Here is a 17,032-nt window from a genome sequence, read left to right as displayed (position 1 = left end):
CTCAGAGGCGTGACACGGCCTGGAAGCCTTCGGCGCTCGAAGCCTGGGCCTTGGGAATGGCGCGGCCATCCTGCGGCGTGACGGGGAGGACGACGTTGATCTGCCCCGTGCCCGACGAGCCGAAATAGGGCGTCACCACTTCCGCCTTGCCGTCATAGGCCGACCAGCCGAGCGCGCCGAGGATCATGGCGGTGTCGTGCATGAAGCCTTCGCCGTGGCCCTTGACCGCGTACTCCGGCAGCATCGAACAGAAGTCGGCCCACTCGCCGTTCTCCCACATCTGCACCACGTCGTGGTCGATGCGCTCCAGCAGCGGACTCCAGATGCGATCGGCGAACTGCGGTGCGAGCCCGTTCTGCGCGAAGCGATGCGAGAGCGATCCGCTCGCGAAGAAGGCGACGGTGCCGTCGTAGTGCTCCTCCACCGCGCGGCGCATCGCCCAGCCCAGGCGTGCGCTGTCGTTCAGGTAGTGGCTGGTGCACAGCGCCGAGACGCAGATCGCCTTGAAGTGCAGGTCCTCGTTCATGTAGCGCATCGGCACCAGCGTGCCGTACTCCGGCCCGAGCGTCGTCGCATCGTGTGCCAGCGTTTCGACGCCCCATTCGTTGCAGGTCTGCGCGAGCAGCTTGCCGAGTTCCGGGTTGCCCGGAATCTCATAGGGCATGTTGCTGATGAAGTGCGGCAGCTCGTTGCTGGAATAGATGCCCTTGAAGTGCGGCGCGCAGTTCAGGTGATAGCTCGCGTTGACCAGCCAGTGCGTGTCGAACACCACGATGGTGTCCACGCCCAGTGCGCGGCAGCGCTGGCCGATCTCCTTCAATCCGTCGATGGCGGCCTGGCGGCTGCCCTTGCGCGGGCCGTCGAGCTCGCTCAGGTAGAGCGAGGGAACGTGCGTGATCTTGGCTGCGAGTGCGAGCTTGCCCATGGGTCAGGCCTCCAGCGTGATGTTGCCCTTGCGGATCACTTCGGCGTACTTGGCGATCTCGCTCTGGATGAATTCGGCGAACTGGGCCGGCGTGCCCGAGAGCGAAGCGATGCCGCCTTTCTCGAAGGCCGCCGTCACGGCGGGCGAGGCCAGCGCGCGGTTCACCTCGGCGTTCATGCGCTGCACCACAGCGTCGGGCGTCGCAGCCGGGGCCAGCAGGCCGTTCCACGAATTCGATTCGACCGGCACGCCCTGTTCGGCGAGCGTCGGAATGTTGGGCGCATAGGTCGAGCGCTGCCGGGTCGCCATGCCCAGTGCCACCAGCTTGCCCGCCTGCACATGGCTGCGGAACTCGGGCCAGTTGCCGAACATCAGCGTGACCTGTCCGCCCAGCAGATCGGTGAGCGCCGGGCCTTGCCCCTTGTAGGGAACATGCACGAGGTCGATGCCCATCTGCTGCTTGAGCAGTTCGCCCGACAGGTGCGCCGACGTGCCGTTGCCGAACGATGCATAGCTGAGCGTGCCCGGCTTGGCCTTGGCGGCTGCGCGCAGGTCCGCCAGCGTCTTCAGGCCACTGCTCGGGTGCGTGGCGAGCACGTGTTCCGACATGCCCATCAGCGCGACGGGGCGCAGGTCCTTCGTCGTGTCGTAGGGCAGCTTCTTCACGAGCGTCTGGTTGGCGCAGAAGCTGTTCGCCACCGTCACGAAGTTGCCGCCGTCCGGTGTGGACTTCGCGACGAAGTCCACGCCGATCACCGTGCCCGCGCCGGGCTTGTTGTCGATGACCACCGGCTGGCCGAGCGTCTTCGCAAGCTCGGTGCCGATGAGGCGCGTGACGAAGTCGGTGGTGCCGCCGGGCGGGAAGGGCACGACGAGGTGCACCGGCTTGCCGGGCCATGCGGCCGATTGCGCGTTGGCGAGCAGCGGCCACGCGCCAAGGGCGGAACCGGCTTGCAGCAACGCGCGACGTGAAATCGAAGGCATCGCCTCACACCCCCCAATGCGGAATGTGATGCGACCCGAGCGACACCGCCACGTTCTTCGGCTCGCAGAACACCTCGTAGCTCCAGGTGCCGCCTTCGCGCCCCGTGCCCGATGCCTTGGTGCCGCCGAAAGGCTGGCGCAGGTCGCGCACGTTCTGGCTGTTGACGAAGCACATGCCGGCCTCGATCGCGGCCGCCACGCGATGCGCCTTGCCGATGTTCTCGGTCCACACATAGCTGGAGAGGCCGTACTCAATGTCGTTGGCAAGGCGGATCGCATCGGCCTCGTCCTTGAACGGGATCAGGCAGGCCACCGGGCCAAAGATTTCGTCCTGCGCGATCTTCATGCGGTTGTCGACGTCGGCGAAGACGGTGGGCAGCACGTAGTTGCCCTTCTTCACGCGGTCCGGGAGATCGGGCGTCCCGAGACCGCCGCACAGCAGCGTCGCGCCTTCCTTCGGGCCGAGCTCGATGTAGCTGCGCACCTTGGCGAGGTGCGCCTGCGAGATCATCGGACCGACGATGGTCTTCTCGTCGAGCGGATCGCCCACGGTGATCTTCTTCGCGCGTTCGACGAAGCGATCGACGAACTTTGCGTAGATCGACTGCTGCACCAGGATGCGCGAGCCGGCGGTGCAGCGCTCCCCGTTGTTGCTGAAGATCATGAACACGGCGGCGTCCAGCGCGCGTTCGAAGTCGGCGTCATCGAAGATCACGAACGGGCTCTTGCCGCCGAGTTCCATGCTGAACTTCTTGAGGCCCGCCGACTTCACGATCCGGTTGCCGGTCGCGGTCGATCCGGTGAACGAGATCGCGCGCACATCGGGATGCGCCACCAGCGGCTCGCCCGCTTCCTTGCCGTAGCCATGCACGAGGTTCAGCACGCCGGGCGGAATGCCCGCTTCGAGCGCCAATTCGCCGAGCCGTGCCGCCGTCATCGGCGACAGCTCGCTCATCTTGAGCACCGCGGTGTTGCCGAAGGCGAGGCAGGGCGCGACCTTCCATGTCGCGGTCATGAAGGGCACGTTCCACGGCGAGATCAGCGCGCACACGCCGACCGGATGGAACAGCGTGTAGTTCAGATGCGTCGGCGTCGGGTAGGTGTGGCCGTCCACCCGCGTGCACATCTCGGCGAAGTAATAGAAGTTGTCCGCCGCGCGCGGCACGAGCTGCTTGCCGGTCTGCGCGATCACCTGGCCGCAGTCGTTGGTCTCGGTCTGCGCGATCTCGGGCACGTTCTTGGCGATCAGGTCGCCGAGCTTGCGGATCAGCTTCGCGCGCTCGGGCGCGGGCATGCCGGCCCACTTCGGAAACGCTTCCTTGGCGGCCGCGACGGCGGCATTGACTTCGGCTTCGCCACCCGCGGCGACTTCCGCCAGCACTTCCTGCGTGGCGGGATTGACCGTCTGGAAATAGTCGCGGCCCGCGACCGGCTTGCCGTTGATGAGATGGTCGATTTGCATTGGATTCAATCCGGTTGTTGAGTCAGGCTGCCGCGATGGTGTTGACCAAGGCGCCGATCTGTTCGATTTCGGTGACGACCACATCGCCCGGACGGCAATCCACCACGCCATCCGGCGTGCCCGTGAGGATCAGATCGCCCGGCGACAGCGTCATGAAGCTGCTGAAGTACTCGATGAGAAAGGGCACGTCGAAGATCATGTCCTTCGTGTTGCCCGACTGCGTGACCTTGCCGTTGACCGTGGTTTGCAGTGCGAGCGACATCGGATCGGGCACGTCCCTGGCATCGACCAGCCACGGGCCGATCGGCGTGCAGGTGTCGCGGTTCTTCACGCGCAGGTTGGGGCGATACCAGTTCTCGAGGTAGTCGCGGATCGCGTAGTCGTTGGCGACCGTGTAGCCGCCGACGAAGTCGTAGGCGTCATCGCGCTTGACCTTGCGCGCGGTCTTGCCGATGACGATCACCAGTTCGCATTCGTAGTGCATGAACTGCACGTCCGACGGGCGATAGGTCAGCTGGCGGTGGCCGATGAGCGTGTTCTCGCCCTTCACGAACACCAGCGGCTCTTCCGGCGCCTTGAATTCGAGTTCCTTCGCGTGGTCCGCGTAGTTGAGCCCGAGCGCGAGGATGGTGCGCGGGCGCGGCGTCGGTGCGAGCGGCGGCAGCCACGTCACCACGTCGAGCGCCACGCGGCGGCCGTCGCCCAGCAGCAATTGGCCGTCGCTTTCGACCGCGTCGTGCGCCGTGCCTTCGTAGAGGATGCGTGCGCGCTTCATGCCTTCTCCTTCACGAGCGTGTTGACCAGCGTCTCGAATCCGGGTGCGCTGATCTCGATGGTGTCTCCGGCGCGCGCGAGCGGCCGGCCGGCATCGCAGCCGAGCATCAGCACGTCGCCGTGCGCGAGCGTCATGAATGCGCCGACGTCCGCGAGCAGTTGCGAGCCGTTGCGCACCGTCTTCGAGAAATCGACCGACTGCCGAAGCTCGCCGTTGATGCGCACTTCGAGCTTGAACTGCGCCGGATCGGCGACCTCCGCATCGCGCATCGCGGGCCCGATGCCGAGGAAGCCATCGAGGCATTTGTATTTGACCGGCGGGCGGAAGAAGCTCGCGTGCGGGATCGACAGATCGTTCATCAGCACGAAGCCTTCGACGTCGTTGTCGGGGCCGATCACCATCGCGATCGTCGCGCCGACCTCGACCTCGGCCACATGCGACGGCACGGTGATCGCGCTGCCGCTCGGGCTCCAGGTGTTGGCCGTCTTCACGTAGAGGATGGGCGCCTTCGGTGGCGCCTTGTAGGGCGGCTGCGTCATCTGCGGCGCGAGCGCCTCGACTTCCGCGCGGAAGTTCAGCAGCACGCCGTAGACGGTGCCGGCAGGGATGTAGGTCATGGCTGTTCCAGTGCAATCAGTTCGTCGAGCAGGGCGTAGAGATGGGTGAGCTTCTCCTTGCCGAGCGACTCTTCCATCCACTTGTAGTGCGCCTCGATGCTCACCGAGAGGCGCTTCACCAGCGTGCGCCCGCGCGGCGTCGCCTCGATGACGGTGCAGCGCTGGTCTTCCGGGTCGCGGCTGCGCGTGATGAGCCCGTCGCGCTCCATGCGCGCGAGCACGCCGGTGAGGCTCGGGCCGAGGATGAACGCCTCGCGCGCCACGCGGCCGGTTTCCACCGCGCCGTGTTCGCCGAGCACGCGCAGCACGCGCCATTGCTGGTCCGACAACTCATGCTCGCGCAGGCTCGGCCGCGTGTGCGCCATCACGGCTTCGCGCGCCTGCAGAAGCAGGCGCGGGAGATTGCGGTGCGTGAAGGTGGTGCTCATGCTGTCTCGATTTATTTAACATGTTAAATATCCAGCGCCGTGATGCACTTCGGGTTAACCCTTGAATAGAGCGGATGGGCAAAGGAGTGTTTCTCATTCTTGACAAATCGGCCGATTTGCAAACAATGAGAAACAGTTATGCCATCCCGTCCTCCAGAGGCCACCGCGCAGTCCGAAGCAACGCTCGACACCATTGCGGCCGCCATTCAGCTCCGGCGCAAGGAGCTTGGCGTCCCGGCGGTCGCCGTTGCCGAGGCTGCCGGCATCTCCCGCGTGACCTTGCACCGCATCGAGAAGGGCGAGCCCGCAGTCACCATGGGCGCCTACTTGCGCGTGATGGCGGCGCTCGGTCTTCAGCTCGTGGCCGGCACGCCGCCGGAGGTCTCCGCGGTGGCGCAGCGCCCGGGCTGGCTCCCCGCCCGCATCCGTATTGCGGACTACCCGTGGCTCAAGCAGCTGGCCTGGCAGGTGCACGGTCCGCAGGAGCTGACTCCGCGTGAAGCCCTGGGCATCTACGAGCGCAACTGGCGGCACCTCGATCCGAAAACCCTGTCGGCGGACGAGCAAGACCTGATCGACGCGCTGCGCCTCGCGCTCGGGAGCGATCCCATTGTTTGACCGACCGCATCACCAGCGCATCGCACGGGTGCTGCAAGCGCTCGACGGCCCCTTGCTACGTCAACGCGCCTGCCTGTTCGGCGGCGGCACCGCGATGGCGTTGCGCTACGGCGAGTACCGCGAATCGCTCGACATCGACTTCCTCGTCTCGGATGCGGCTGCCTACCGCGAGCTTCGACGTGCCGTCACCGCGTCGGACGGATGGAGCGCCCTGCGCCGATCCGGCGCAGCCGACGACGTGCAGACCGGCGAATGGCGCGCGGACCAGTACGGCATCCGAACGCGCCTGCAAGTCGATGCGCAGCCCATCAAGTTCGAGATCGTGTTCGAGGCCCGCATCGCATTGGAGCCGCCCGGCAAGGCCGACGAACTGTGCGGCGTGCCCACGCTCACCTCGCTGGACATGGCCGCGAGCAAGCTGCTCGCCAATTCCGACCGCTGGGCCGACGACGGCGTGTTCAGCCGCGACCTGATCGACCTCGCGATGATGAAGCCCGCCTTGCCGCTGCTGCGCAGTGCCGTCACCAAGGCCGAAGGCGCCTATGGAGACGCCATCCGGCGCGACCTGCAACGCGCCATCGACCGCATGGGCGCGCGCACCGGCTGGCTGGAGCGCTGCGTGCAGATCATGGGCATGGCCGATGCGCCCGCGCTGCTATGGCAGCGCATCCGGGCGTTGCGGCGGGTGCTGGCGTGAGCCCGGGCCGGTCGTCCTCCGGCAATCTGCGCCGCGCTACCCAATGGCAAGAATCATCATCGCCAGCCCCACGATGCTGACCACCCAGATCGCCGTGCGCAAATAGGCGATGCCGGCGCAGTAGACGGGGATGTACAGCACGCGCGCCCAGAAGAAGATGTCCGCGCCTGTGGCCACCTTCGGACTGGTGGCGCCCGCGGCATGCGCAACCAGCGCGATCGCGGCAAAGAACACGAAGTTCTCCAGCGTGTTGCGCGCCGTGCGCTCGGCCCGCCCCGCGAACGGCGTAGCCGCGGGCAGGTTCTCGCGGTTGCCCAGCGCGATCATGGTGCCGGAAGGCGTCCATCCCTTCACACGGATGAGGCTCGCGACAAGCAGCGTGAGCCACGTCAGGACCGCCATGTAGATCACGAGCGTGAGGGTGTGGGTCATATCTAACTCCTGGTGGGCGCGCACACGATAGGCGGGATGGTCGGCTGCCACGCCGGGGTTTGTACCTATCGCTCGGCCAGCCGGACGCTCTCCCTACACTCGACCCATGGCCAAGGAAAAACAATCTACGTCTGCACCGAATGCGGCGGCACGAGCGCCAAGTGGCTCGGCAAATGCCCGAGCTGCGGCGCCTGGAACACATTGATCGAACAGGTCGCGGCCCCGGCGGGCGGCGCGGCCAACAACCGCTTCGGCACCCAGTTCGCGTCGCTCGGCGGATCGGCCGAACTCGCCACCCTGTCTGAAATCGAAGCCGCCGACGTCGCGCGCCAGCCCACCGGCATGGAAGAACTCGACCGCGTGCTCGGCGGCGGCATCGTCGACGGCGGCGTCACGCTCATCGGCGGCGATCCGGGCATCGGCAAATCCACCCTGCTGCTGCAGGCCGCCGATGCGCTGCAGAACGCGGGCCGCAACGCGCTCTACGTCACCGGCGAGGAAAGCGGCGCGCAGGTCGCGCTGCGCTCGCGGCGCCTCGGCCTCGACCATTCGCAGGTGCAGGTGCTCGCCGAGATCCAGCTCGAAAAGATCATCGCCACGCTCGACGCCACGCGGCCCACGATCGCGGTCATCGATTCGATCCAGACCGTGTACTCCGACCAGCTCACCTCCGCGCCCGGCTCGGTCGCCCAGGTGCGCGAATGCGCGGCGCACCTCACGCGCTTCGCCAAGGCCAGCGGCACGGCGGTGGTGCTCGTCGGCCACGTGACCAAGGAAGGCGCGCTCGCCGGCCCGCGCGTGCTCGAACACATGGTCGACACCGTGCTGTACTTCGAAGGCGACACGCATTCGAGCTTCCGCCTCGTGCGCGCCATCAAGAACCGCTTCGGCGCGGTCAACGAGATCGGCGTCTTCGCGATGACCGAACGCGGCCTCAAGGGCGTGACCAACCCGAGCGCGATCTTTCTGAGCCAGCACCCCGAGCCCGTGCCCGGTAGCGTGGTGCTCGTCACGCTGGAAGGCACGCGGCCGATGCTGGTGGAAATCCAGGCGCTGGTCGACAACGGCGGACCGAGCCCGAGGCGCTTGTCCGTGGGCCTGGACCGCGATCGCCTCGCGATGCTGCTCGCGGTGCTGCACCGGCACGCGGGCGTGGCGTGCATGGACCAGGACGTGTTCGTCAACGCGGTCGGCGGCGTGCGCATCAGTGAACCGGCGGCCGACTTGGCGGTGATGCTCGCGATCACGTCGAGCCTGCGCGGCAAGCCGCTGCCCAAGGGCTTCATCGCGTTCGGTGAAGTGGGGCTTGCGGGAGAAGTGCGGCCCGCGCCGCGCGGGCAGGAGCGTCTGCGCGAAGCCGCCAAGCTCGGTTTCAGCGTGGCGGTCGTGCCGAAGGCGAATGCGCCGAAGAAGGGCGCGAAGGAGATCGAGGGGCTGACGATCCACGCGGTCGAGCGGATCGAAGAGGCGCTGGATATCGTGAGGCAGATGCAGTAGCCCCTGCGCAGAGACGCGCGGGACGCGAAGAACGCGCGACAGCGTCAGCGCCTGCGGATGATCCACCTGTCTTCCGCCAGCTTCCTTTCCGCCTCCGCAGTCCGCCGGCGCTCCTCGAATTTTTCGGCGTTGCGGGCGGCTTCTGCCTGGCGGTTGGCCTGGGCCTGGCGCACCGCTTCCAAGACTTCGGTCTGTCTTGCCACCATCAGGCTTTCAGCCCGCAATTGACGCTCCCGGGCCTCCGCGAGATTGTCTCTCCTCGCCTTCGACGCCTCGGCCGCTTCCTTTTGTCGCGCTTCTTCTGCCGCGGCCTCCGCCTCGAGCTTCTTTTGCGCCAACTCTTCGGCTGCCTGCGCCTGTCGCGCCTGCTCGCGGTTGTGCGAGATGTAGGCCCCCGTCGCGAACATGGCGATCGCCAACACGCCCAGAACCTTGATCAGCGTTCCCAGGCCGAAGGAAGCCTTCTCGTCCTCGATCACCGGGCGCACCACCGGTCGGGCAACCGACTGGCTCAGCTTCCTGTCATGCGCCTCGCGCGTCTCCTGGTTCGACAGAACCTTGTAGGCCTCTCGGGCTTCGTTCAGTTTTTCGGCGAGATCCGGATTCTCGACAAGGCGCTCGCGCGAGTAATGACTTGACACCCTGCGAAAAGCCTCCGCGATGTCTTCCGCACTGGCGTTGCCGGGGATGCCTAAGGTTGCATAAGCAGATTTCATCGATCCTCTTTGGCGGCAGGCGCACAGGCGTGCGGATGCCGCTCCCTCGCTTCTTCGTGTTTTTGACTTAATGTTTCTTATTGAAACATTAAGTCTTAAAGCTGTCGATGGACTGACCAGTCAGCTCCCCGTCGAAAGCACGCACTGCGCGCAATTCAGGTCGTCCGGCACCTGCCGGAGAACCGCGTCGGCCAACGCCGCCTTGTACGTCGCCGGATCGAGCAGAGCCGTGTAGCAGATCAGGTGGTGAAAGCAGGGCAGCGTGTTGTCGATCGACACCCCGACGCCGCCATCCACCGGAATCGTCTTTTCCTGGCGCAGCGGCTTGTAATCCGAAAAGTGAAGCAGGTCCCGCTTCGGCACCGTCGGAACCTTGTCCTGCACATAGTTCCAGAGGTCGTAGTTGATGTTCATGCCCTCGAAGAAATCCACGAAGCGCTGATTGCCGGTGTGGGGCGACGCGAAGTAGCAGCCCCTCGCCGGCGTCCCCTGCAACGCCAGATCCAGCGTCAGGTAGGTCGCCAACGCAGATCCCAGGCTGTGACCCAGAACCATGAGCGCGCCGGCCGGCAGATTGAGGTTGCCGAGACCCTGCGCGGCCTGGACCGGACCGCCGCCATTCAGCGGGTGAAACAGCATGGTGCGGTAGATGCTCCAGAACCCCTGGTCCACCAGGCCCGCATTGGGGTTCGGGTGCTGCATCATCAGGAAATCGAGGTCGTCGGCCCACTCCAGCAGCCCGTGGGTCCCCCTGATCACCGCGACGTATTGGCCAGCGGCGTTAGATGCGACGTAGCCATAGCACACACGGTTTGCCACCGCGTCGCTGCTGCCGAACATGCGACTGCGAAGGCCTGACCCCGACACCAGAATCGCGTCGGACGCCGAGAGATAGCCCACCAGCACATTGAACCCCGCCGCCGCGATTCGCGCGTCCGGCACCGGGGCCAGGTTTGAAGGCATGCCGGCGCACATGTCGAAGCCGTACATGACCAGAAGCGCGTTCTGCGCCGCCGACACTCTGTCCATGGCAAGCCTCCGTGGCGGGAGTCGATGAGTGGGGCGAATCTTCGTCTTATTGGGGGTTTGGGAAAAGGGAGATTGAGGGGCTTGGGGCGATCTCTCCTCCGCAGTGGGGAGGTCCCGCTGGCATACTGCGCGCGTCGCGTCGAAAAAGGGCGTGACCGGGATTGGACTCCCGAAGCAATCTCTGCGGCGAAGGTCGCAGATACCTGCATTGGTTTGCGAATTCGTCGCGTTGTGCCTCCTTTATGGCGGCTCGACGGGCGGGCGCGAGCCCGGCCGGTTTCTCGCAAGAGGTTGCCCGGTAGTCCAACTCGTCGAGCTGCCGCCTCGGTTGGACTCGGAGCGGCGGTTTCTGAAATCGCAATCTCTTGGGAGGCCAAAAAATGGCTAAGTCTGATCGCGCATCCGCGACCTCTTCCGACAAATCCAAACGCGCAAGGCTCAAGGCCGTTAACCGCCGGCTCATCGCAACTGCGCCCCGAAGGTCAGCTAAGAGCAGGGCAATCAGCAGCGCCTTGATGACCGTCGAGGACCGGTTCAATGACCTGCGCGCGGCGCATTGTGCATACGACTGCGTGGAAAACTTCCTGACGCCGATCTACCGCCACGACTTCGAGGAGTTCTTCGTTCGACCGAGCGAACTGCGGGCTTTGCTGGAGGTGGTCAATGCGGAGATGGTGCGGCGGATGCAGACGGTGACTGATGCGATTCAGTCGGCGCGTGAGGCGTTGCACTGAAACAACCGGAGCGCTCGTCTGCAAATGAATTGAGCGCTCTTTGGCCTGCGCTTGGGTATATCGCCGGGTGCGAGCTGGTCGTGTTCTGCTTCAGACTGATTGCGGAAATTCGGCGAAGCGGACCGGGAAGTCTGCTTCAAGACCGGTTGCGGAACCGCACTAATTGGCCGTCAAGTGAAGCGCCGGTCCAGTGGGGGAAATGCGAGGCGACTTCCGTCGGTCCAATGATGGATCGGTAGAAATCCATAGGTTTCATGCGGCTTCGCCGTAGTCGTGTGCATGAAGTGTGCAGACGGGCAGAGGTTCGATCGGGTGCTTATTGGCCCGTCGCGCGCTCACTCGCTTCCCAGCGGATAGCCCAGCTCGGGCCGCCGCGGGTGATCTTTGCCGGTCAATGCATAGAGGTTGTCGATCGCGCGCATCGCGATGTGCACCGCCTCCTTTTTCCAGTCTAGGCGGCGCTCGAATCCATCATCCTTGTCGGCGTGTCGCAGCCAGTTGTAGGCAGACCGCATCATGTCGAAGGCCTCCCGGTCCTTGGGTGGATGCTCTTCAGGGTAGAGGAACCCGTGCATGGTCAGCGTGGCGGAGGCCAATTGCGCGCGCGAGGATGGGAGATCCTTCTTCTCCAACATGCCCTGAAATAGGTCTTCGGCAGAGCCGGCAAGCACAATTGCGCTCACGTAGTCACGCTCATCGATCAGCAATCGCAGGGCCGTATTGAGCAGCTGCTCAGCCGCCTCCAGTTTTGAGATGGTCGTCTCTGGCATGGCGCACGATGCTACATGGCACCAGGCGCTTCGAATGCCCGGCTGCCGTTCTGTCATTGAACTACGTCCGCGCACTCCAGCGAGCGCGCGCGCTGCGGGCCGTTCATTCAAGTCAACTTGTCGATCAACATCTGCCTCTTGCAGAGATTTTGGCGATGCATTTGGCCGAGGGGGCCGGCTCATATCGATTTTGAGTACGAAAAGAAACGTTGTGTAGCATTTAAGGTTACATTTCCTCGCCGCCGTTCGTACACATGCAGTCAATCAGACGCACAAGAGCGGCACAACCTGGTGGGGGAGAACCTTTTGAATTTCGCGAATTCATTGAAGTCGCTGGGCGCGGCTGTGCTGCTTTTGGGTCTTGCCGCCTGTGGTGGTGGTGGCGGAGGTGGAGTGATGCAGGCGCAGGCGAGTGGATCGCCTTCTTCATCATCGACCTCATCGTCGCCAGAAACGCCGGCCCAGACGTCTGCGGAGCCGCTGAACAGCGGCGTACAGGTCAGCTTCGACACGTCGTCGCTGGCGATGGAATACAAGATGGGCGCCAGCGCACCGGCCTCGGCCGTCATCAATGCGGTTGCACAGGGCAAGACGTCCGGCAAGAGCCTATTCGTGGTTGCCACCACGCCGACGGGGCAACCTGATCCGAACATCGAAGGCGTGCAGGTGACGGTGACGGGCACGACGGCACGCATTGTGGTGACGCCCAAGACTGCATTGGCGCCGGACCTCCATAAGGGCACCCTGGTCCTGCGAGCCTGTCCGGACGCCGCCTGCTCGGTAGAGTATCCCGGGTCCCCCTGGTCGGTGAACTACTCGCTGACGGTCACGATGACCTATGCCGCGCTCGACACGAGCAGCCTCGGCACACCCCGGACGCTGATATATGACGCGGTGCATGGAGACATCTATGCCTCCTACCCCACTTACGCTTCGGTTGGCTTGAGCGCCGTCGCGCGGTTTCGATCGGGACCCACGGGCTGGGGCTACACGACGTTGTCGATGCCGGGCCTGATGGACATTGCGATGCCGCCAGACGGCAGCGTGCTGGCGGCTACAGACAGCGCCAAGGTAAGCTTGATCGAGCTGGCGAGCTTCAGCGTCAAGAGGAGCGTTGCCGCTCCTTTCACGATTGCCGACTCGGGCAGCGCAACTGAAGTGGGGGTCGCCTTCACCAAGGACAACAAGCTGTGGATGGCAACGGGCTCGTTTAGTTGGCATGGCCTGGGGTTCTTTGATCTGCGGACTTCCACGTTCGGCTCGTCGACCGCATGTACGACTTGCTATGGAGGCCAATTCTTTGCGGTTTCGCGCGACGGCTCGCGTTTGATGCTGACGCAGTCGGCGGCAGTGTCGCCGCGGCCCCCGATGCTTTACATGGATGCTGATGAGGGCGTCTTCCGGCCAAATCCGATCGGGCTAGAGTTCTTTTATTTCCTGACCAGTCTCAGCGACAACGGCGACCGCTTCCTGATGAGCGGCTACGACGTGTACGACCGGAACTTCGGTCATGTGGGCTCGGTGCCTCAACCGTCGAAGGGCGTCCGGGCCGCTCAGATGTCGCCCGATGGACGTCGCGCTTACCTTCTGTCCTATGCAGTGGAGCCCGGTGATTCGACGCCGCCGACTGTCCAGGTCTTCGATACGGCCGCCAATGCCGGCACGCAACTGAGCGTGCCTTTGGTCGGGAGCTTCGTCATTCCAGACTTGCCGGGCTGCCAGACCTCTACCTATCCCTACTACGAGTGCTACCGGCCACGGATGCGCCTCACACCGGACGGAAACAACTTGTTGATCCTCGGTGATCGGAAGCTGATCATTGCGCCCATTCCCAAGACATTGAGCGGGCTTTAGTCCGCCCTAGAGATTGGCCAGCATCCTGGTTGAAGTTGCTTGGGCCGCGAGCTGGGTGCGGAACGCCACTGGGCAGAGCGGCCAGGCCGCGGATGACCGCTAACCCGCACTTCGGCCGTCCAAAGTAAGTTGAGTCGAGATCTCAAAGCTGGGACATATTCCACAGTTCGCGCTGTGCTTTGTAGTGACTGCCACCTATTGAGAGACGAGAGACGTTTGGGTTGGGGCCATGAGAATCATCGAGGACATCACATTCCAATGCGGCGGCGAAACGGACAAATCAGCGCTTAGTGCGCTACGTCTCCATCCGGAACTGCCGGCGGGATCGCACTGCGTCTACATCTATAGCTTGGCGGATTCGGAGATCACTTATCCAAACGAAGCTGGCGCGGTCATCTACATCGGTGAAGCATGCCGGGTCAATGAACCGAGCGGGGTGCGCTTTGCGGGTCATATCAGCAAGTCACTCACGGAGGGGAACAACTTCACCACCAACCACACGGTCACCGCGTACTACTACAGGAAGCGCAGGTTGCGGCTTCAGATTTATCGCTTGGACACTTGTGCTTCAGACTCTGATCGAAAGGCCATTGAAAAGAGACTGATCGCACGGCACGTGAAGCGTTTTGGGGCGCAACCCATTGGCCAAGGGACCACGGGGCCGAGTTACACGCCCAAAGCCATCGTCAATCTGATGCCAACCCCGGAAGAGGATGCCGCGATAGCCGTTGGCCTGCGTTCACTCGCGGTCGGGTGAGCAGCGACTCCGGGCACGATGCACAGCTTGCATGCCGTATTTCATTTTTACAGCTTGTGGTTTGTATTTCATAAATACAAACATCGATTTGTAAAACCAAAATACAGCCTAAGATGCGTAAATCGTGAATCCCCAAAGGCAAGCCGTGACCGACTTCACCGTCCGCACATCGGAGCAGCTCCCAGAACTCCTCCAAGCCTTCCGCAAGCAGGCCGGCCTGACCCAGGCCGAAACCGCATTGCGGCTCGGCGTGACCCAGCAAACGCTGTCCGCGCTCGAACGCAATGCCGAGAGGATGAGCGCCAGCCGCCTGATGCGGCTGCTCAGCATCCTGGGTGTCGAGCTGGTGCTGCGCAAGGGCGACCAGCCTTTGAGCGCGCCGCCGGACCGCACCAGTTCATCTCGTCCCACCTGGTAAGCCATGGGCCGGCGTTCACATGCCCGCGAGCTGGGGCTTTGGATGAATGGTGCCCGCGTCGGCACCTGGCGAATCCACCCGCAGTTCGGCGACGTACTCACGTATGACCCCGAATGGGCGGCCTCGGAGCAGGGCCGCCCGTTGTCGCTGTCGCTGCCGTTCAGGCCCGGCGGGGCACCGCATCGCGGCGAAAAGGTGCGGGCGTACTTCGAAAACCTGTTGCCCGACAGCGAGGACATCCGCGCGCGAATCGCGCGGCGGTACAGCACCGGCTCAACCGATGCCTTCCAGTTGCTGGCGGAGATCGGGCGCGATTGCGTGGGCGCCTTGCAGATTCTTCCGCAGGGTAGCGTTCCGACCGGCATTCAGCCGGTGCAGGCCACGCCGCTGGACGAGCGTGGTGTGGCGCGGATGCTGCGCAACACGGTGGCCCCGGCGCTGCTGGTCCGCGGCGATGAGGATGAAGACTTCCGCATCTCGATCGCCGGCGCGCAGGAGAAAACCGCGCTGCTTCGTTTCGACGGCAAGTGGTGCCTGCCGCACGGCGATACGCCGACGACCCACATCCTCAAGCTCCCCCTGGGCCTGATCGGCGGCATGCAGTACGACATGCGGGATTCGGTGGAGAACGAGTGGCTTTGTTCGTTGATCCTGAGGGCCTATGGCTTGCCGGTCGCGTCCTGCGAGCCTCTTCAGTTCGAGGACGTGAGGGTGCTGTCGGTCGAGCGCTTCGATCGCACATGGTGGAAGAGCCCTGCCGGCGACAACCGGCTCGTGCGGCTGCCGCAGGAGGACATGTGCCAGGCCAAGGGCGTGCCTCCCATCTTCAAGTACGAGGCCGAGGGCGGCCCGGGCATCGACAGCATCATGGAGGTGCTGGACGGGTCCATCGCCCGCGAGGGCGATCGGCGAACGTTCTTCGAGGCGCAGATCGTTTTCTGGATGCTGTGCGCTACCGATGGCCACGCGAAGAACTTCAGCGTGTTCCTGCGCCCCGGGGGGCGGTATCAGCTCACGCCTCTCTACGACGTGTTGTCGGCCTATCCGATTCTCGGTGCGGGGCCCGGGAAGCTGTCGCCCTTCAAGGCGAAGCTGGCCATGGCCGTGCGCTCGAAGAATGCCCATTGGAAGATGCGCGAGATACAACGCCGCCATTGGCTCGCGTTGGGCGAACGCCATGGCGTCACGACAGCCGACGGCCGCGCGGCGCAATTCGTGGTCGACAGATTGGTCGAGCGCACGCCGCAGGTGGTCGAATCGGTGAGCGCGCAATTGCCCGCCGGCTTTCCGCCGGCGGTGGCCGCAAGCATCCTGGAAGGACTTCAGAGTGCAGCGGCAAAGCTCGCCGGGTGAGTAGCGCGCGCGAGCGATCCAGAGCGCAGGCTAATATCCACGCCCTTCCACCCATACGGACCCCACCCACCACCGTGAGCACGCTGCCCCCTTGCCCCCAATGCCATTCGGAATTCACCTACGAGGACGGCCTGAACCTCGTCTGTCCCGAATGCGGTCACGAATGGTCCGCCACGGCCGCTGCTGCCGAAGGCGCGGCCGATGAGGGCCGGGTCATCAAGGATTCAGTCGGCAACGTGCTGAATGACGGCGACACCATCACCGTCATCAAGGACCTCAAGGTCAAGGGCTCGTCGCTGGTGGTCAAGGTCGGCACCAGGGTGAAGAACATCCGCCTGATCGATGGCGACCACGACATCGATTGCAAGATCGACGGCATCGGCGCGATGAAGCTGAAGTCGGAGTTCGTGCGCAAGGCGTGAGTGCCCTGCGGCGCCGGATCGGCCTTCTTTCGGACGCGCGACAATCCCGCCCATGAATTTCGGCAAAGTCCTGGTGCCCCTCGTCGGCATCGCATTGATCGCCGGCGCGTGGCGCAGCTACGGCTGGTCCGGCGTGGCGCTCGCCGCGGGCGCGATGGTGATGTTCGTGCTCCTGAACCTCAACCGCGCGATCACGGTGTTGCGGCGCGCGGCCGATCGCCCGATCGGCACGGTCGCGAGCGCGGTGATGCTCAACGCCAAACTCAAGCCCAAGGCGAGCCTGCTGCACGTGGTGGCGCTCACCCGTGCCATCGGCGAACTGCGCTCGCCGAAGGACACGCAGCCCGAGGTGTTCCGATGGGCCGACGCGGGCGGCTCGTGGGTCGATGCGACATTCGTCAACGGCAAGTTGACCGAGTGGAAGCTGGTGCGGCCCCAGCCGACGGAAGAAGAGGCCGCCGCGATCGAGGCCGATGCGCCTGCCGCCGATGCGGTCAAGCCCGGCGCGACGGACGCGCTGCGTCCGCCGGTTTGAAGGCCTGAC

20 protein-coding genes are annotated in these 17,032 nt (G+C 64.5%); 10 read left to right on the top strand and 10 right to left on the bottom strand.

Going from position 1 to position 17,032, the window contains the following annotated elements:
* Nucleotide 1 precedes the first annotated feature (1 nt).
* Genes hpaD through hpaR form a run of 6 tightly spaced genes read right to left on the bottom strand, consistent with a single transcriptional unit; the run spans nucleotide 2 to nucleotide 5,191 of the window.
* Nucleotides 2-925, bottom strand: coding sequence for a 3,4-dihydroxyphenylacetate 2,3-dioxygenase (gene hpaD / locus ACQ858_RS21040; protein WP_431274469.1), 924 nt, complete (start codon nucleotides 923-925; stop codon nucleotides 2-4).
* Between the two features lie 3 nt (nucleotides 926-928).
* Nucleotides 929-1,900 carry a tripartite tricarboxylate transporter substrate binding protein gene (locus tag ACQ858_RS21035; RefSeq protein WP_431276915.1) on the bottom strand — a complete coding sequence of 324 codons (972 nt, stop codon included), beginning with the start codon at nucleotides 1,898-1,900 and terminating at the stop codon, nucleotides 929-931.
* 13 nt (nucleotides 1,901-1,913) lie between these two features.
* Nucleotides 1,914-3,371, bottom strand: coding sequence for a 5-carboxymethyl-2-hydroxymuconate semialdehyde dehydrogenase (gene hpaE / locus ACQ858_RS21030; protein WP_431274468.1), 1,458 nt, complete (start codon nucleotides 3,369-3,371; stop codon nucleotides 1,914-1,916).
* 22 nt (nucleotides 3,372-3,393) lie between these two features.
* Nucleotides 3,394-4,146: a fumarylacetoacetate hydrolase family protein gene (locus tag ACQ858_RS21025; protein WP_431274467.1), complete on the bottom strand. Its 753-nt coding sequence runs from the start codon at nucleotides 4,144-4,146 to the stop codon at nucleotides 3,394-3,396.
* Entirely contained in the window at nucleotides 4,143-4,763 is a 621-nt protein-coding gene (locus tag ACQ858_RS21020; RefSeq protein WP_431274466.1) for a fumarylacetoacetate hydrolase family protein, read from the bottom strand. The genes ACQ858_RS21025 and ACQ858_RS21020 overlap by 4 nt, the downstream gene beginning before the upstream one ends.
* Nucleotides 4,760-5,191, bottom strand: a complete 432-nt coding sequence (gene hpaR, locus ACQ858_RS21015; RefSeq protein WP_431274465.1) for a homoprotocatechuate degradation operon regulator HpaR — start codon at nucleotides 5,189-5,191, stop codon at nucleotides 4,760-4,762. The genes ACQ858_RS21020 and hpaR overlap by 4 nt, the downstream gene beginning before the upstream one ends.
* Nucleotides 5,192-5,329: 138 nt before the next feature.
* Between hpaR and ACQ858_RS21010 the strand changes: the two genes are divergently transcribed.
* Nucleotides 5,330-5,809 carry a helix-turn-helix domain-containing protein gene (locus tag ACQ858_RS21010; protein ID WP_431274464.1) on the top strand — a complete coding sequence of 160 codons (480 nt, stop codon included), beginning with the start codon at nucleotides 5,330-5,332 and terminating at the stop codon, nucleotides 5,807-5,809.
* A complete protein-coding gene (locus ACQ858_RS21005) occupies nucleotides 5,802-6,506 on the top strand; it encodes a nucleotidyl transferase AbiEii/AbiGii toxin family protein (protein ID WP_431274463.1) in 705 nt (234 codons plus the stop codon). The genes ACQ858_RS21010 and ACQ858_RS21005 overlap by 8 nt, the downstream gene beginning before the upstream one ends.
* A gap of 36 nt (nucleotides 6,507-6,542) precedes the next feature.
* Here the strand turns inward: ACQ858_RS21005 and ACQ858_RS21000 are convergent, their stop codons facing one another.
* Complete coding sequence (locus ACQ858_RS21000) at nucleotides 6,543-6,938, bottom strand: MAPEG family protein (RefSeq protein ID WP_431274462.1); 396 nt, start codon at nucleotides 6,936-6,938, stop codon at nucleotides 6,543-6,545.
* A 123-nt stretch (nucleotides 6,939-7,061) separates the two neighbouring features.
* Between ACQ858_RS21000 and radA the strand changes: the two genes are divergently transcribed.
* Complete coding sequence (gene radA / locus ACQ858_RS20995) at nucleotides 7,062-8,435, top strand: DNA repair protein RadA (RefSeq protein WP_431276914.1); 1,374 nt, start codon at nucleotides 7,062-7,064, stop codon at nucleotides 8,433-8,435.
* A gap of 44 nt (nucleotides 8,436-8,479) precedes the next feature.
* On the opposite strand, the gene ACQ858_RS20990 is transcribed toward radA, so the two are convergent.
* Together ACQ858_RS20990 and ACQ858_RS20985 are read right to left on the bottom strand one after the other, a co-directional pair.
* Nucleotides 8,480-9,151, bottom strand: a complete 672-nt coding sequence (locus ACQ858_RS20990; protein WP_431274461.1) for a DnaJ domain-containing protein — start codon at nucleotides 9,149-9,151, stop codon at nucleotides 8,480-8,482.
* Between the two features lie 120 nt (nucleotides 9,152-9,271).
* Complete coding sequence (locus ACQ858_RS20985) at nucleotides 9,272-10,141, bottom strand: lipase family protein (protein WP_431274460.1); 870 nt, start codon at nucleotides 10,139-10,141, stop codon at nucleotides 9,272-9,274.
* A gap of 554 nt (nucleotides 10,142-10,695) precedes the next feature.
* On the opposite strand from ACQ858_RS20985, the gene ACQ858_RS20980 reads away from it, so the two are divergent.
* On the top strand, nucleotides 10,696-10,914 hold the full coding sequence (locus ACQ858_RS20980; RefSeq protein ID WP_431274459.1) for a hypothetical protein: 219 nt from the start codon (nucleotides 10,696-10,698) through the stop codon (nucleotides 10,912-10,914).
* A 335-nt stretch (nucleotides 10,915-11,249) separates the two neighbouring features.
* Here the strand turns inward: ACQ858_RS20980 and ACQ858_RS20975 are convergent, their stop codons facing one another.
* Nucleotides 11,250-11,684 carry a hypothetical protein gene (locus ACQ858_RS20975; RefSeq protein ID WP_431274458.1) on the bottom strand — a complete coding sequence of 145 codons (435 nt, stop codon included), beginning with the start codon at nucleotides 11,682-11,684 and terminating at the stop codon, nucleotides 11,250-11,252.
* Between the two features lie 291 nt (nucleotides 11,685-11,975).
* Between ACQ858_RS20975 and ACQ858_RS20970 the strand changes: the two genes are divergently transcribed.
* The 6 genes from ACQ858_RS20970 to ACQ858_RS20945 all read left to right on the top strand — a co-directional run bounded on the left by ACQ858_RS20970 (nucleotide 11,976) and on the right by ACQ858_RS20945 (nucleotide 17,023).
* The gene (locus ACQ858_RS20970) at nucleotides 11,976-13,538 is read left to right on the top strand and encodes a hypothetical protein (RefSeq protein WP_431274457.1); all 1,563 of its coding nucleotides are present in this window, start codon (nucleotides 11,976-11,978) and stop codon (nucleotides 13,536-13,538) included.
* A 229-nt stretch (nucleotides 13,539-13,767) separates the two neighbouring features.
* Nucleotides 13,768-14,295 carry a hypothetical protein gene (locus tag ACQ858_RS20965; RefSeq protein WP_431274456.1) on the top strand — a complete coding sequence of 176 codons (528 nt, stop codon included), beginning with the start codon at nucleotides 13,768-13,770 and terminating at the stop codon, nucleotides 14,293-14,295.
* A gap of 145 nt (nucleotides 14,296-14,440) precedes the next feature.
* A complete protein-coding gene (locus ACQ858_RS20960) occupies nucleotides 14,441-14,713 on the top strand; it encodes a helix-turn-helix transcriptional regulator (RefSeq protein WP_431274455.1) in 273 nt (90 codons plus the stop codon).
* A 3-nt stretch (nucleotides 14,714-14,716) separates the two neighbouring features.
* Nucleotides 14,717-16,066 carry a type II toxin-antitoxin system HipA family toxin gene (locus tag ACQ858_RS20955; protein ID WP_431274454.1) on the top strand — a complete coding sequence of 450 codons (1,350 nt, stop codon included), beginning with the start codon at nucleotides 14,717-14,719 and terminating at the stop codon, nucleotides 16,064-16,066.
* A gap of 74 nt (nucleotides 16,067-16,140) precedes the next feature.
* The gene (locus tag ACQ858_RS20950; protein WP_431274453.1) at nucleotides 16,141-16,488 is read left to right on the top strand and encodes a zinc ribbon domain-containing protein YjdM; all 348 of its coding nucleotides are present in this window, start codon (nucleotides 16,141-16,143) and stop codon (nucleotides 16,486-16,488) included.
* 52 nt (nucleotides 16,489-16,540) lie between these two features.
* Nucleotides 16,541-17,023 carry a glycerate kinase gene (locus ACQ858_RS20945; RefSeq protein WP_431274452.1) on the top strand — a complete coding sequence of 161 codons (483 nt, stop codon included), beginning with the start codon at nucleotides 16,541-16,543 and terminating at the stop codon, nucleotides 17,021-17,023.
* The last annotated feature ends 9 nt before the right edge of the window (nucleotides 17,024-17,032 follow it).

This window comes from Variovorax ureilyticus (assembly GCF_050632185.1).
Classification (GTDB): domain Bacteria; phylum Pseudomonadota; class Gammaproteobacteria; order Burkholderiales; family Burkholderiaceae_C; genus Variovorax; species Variovorax ureilyticus_A.
The sequence above is the reverse complement of the archived record's forward strand: the minus strand, read 5'-3'. Positions and strand labels throughout refer to the sequence as shown.

Coding starts and splice junctions, on each gene's coding strand:
- hpaD (WP_431274469.1), bottom strand. CDS start 925: ATGGGCAAGCTCGCACTCGCAGCCAAGATCACGCACGTTCCCTCGCTC.
- hpaE (WP_431274468.1), bottom strand. CDS start 3,371: ATGCAAATCGACCATCTCATCAACGGCAAGCCGGTCGCGGGCCGCGAC.
- ACQ858_RS21025 (WP_431274467.1), bottom strand. CDS start 4,146: ATGAAGCGCGCACGCATCCTCTACGAAGGCACGGCGCACGACGCGGTC.
- ACQ858_RS21020 (WP_431274466.1), bottom strand. CDS start 4,763: ATGACCTACATCCCTGCCGGCACCGTCTACGGCGTGCTGCTGAACTTC.
- hpaR (WP_431274465.1), bottom strand. CDS start 5,191: ATGAGCACCACCTTCACGCACCGCAATCTCCCGCGCCTGCTTCTGCAG.
- ACQ858_RS21010 (WP_431274464.1), top strand. CDS start 5,330: ATGCCATCCCGTCCTCCAGAGGCCACCGCGCAGTCCGAAGCAACGCTC.
- ACQ858_RS21000 (WP_431274462.1), bottom strand. CDS start 6,938: ATGACCCACACCCTCACGCTCGTGATCTACATGGCGGTCCTGACGTGG.
- ACQ858_RS20990 (WP_431274461.1), bottom strand. CDS start 9,151: ATGAAATCTGCTTATGCAACCTTAGGCATCCCCGGCAACGCCAGTGCG.
- ACQ858_RS20985 (WP_431274460.1), bottom strand. CDS start 10,141: ATGTACGGCTTCGACATGTGCGCCGGCATGCCTTCAAACCTGGCCCCG.
- ACQ858_RS20980 (WP_431274459.1), top strand. CDS start 10,696: ATGACCGTCGAGGACCGGTTCAATGACCTGCGCGCGGCGCATTGTGCA.
- ACQ858_RS20975 (WP_431274458.1), bottom strand. CDS start 11,684: ATGCCAGAGACGACCATCTCAAAACTGGAGGCGGCTGAGCAGCTGCTC.
- ACQ858_RS20965 (WP_431274456.1), top strand. CDS start 13,768: ATGAGAATCATCGAGGACATCACATTCCAATGCGGCGGCGAAACGGAC.
- ACQ858_RS20955 (WP_431274454.1), top strand. CDS start 14,717: ATGGGCCGGCGTTCACATGCCCGCGAGCTGGGGCTTTGGATGAATGGT.
- ACQ858_RS20945 (WP_431274452.1), top strand. CDS start 16,541: ATGAATTTCGGCAAAGTCCTGGTGCCCCTCGTCGGCATCGCATTGATC.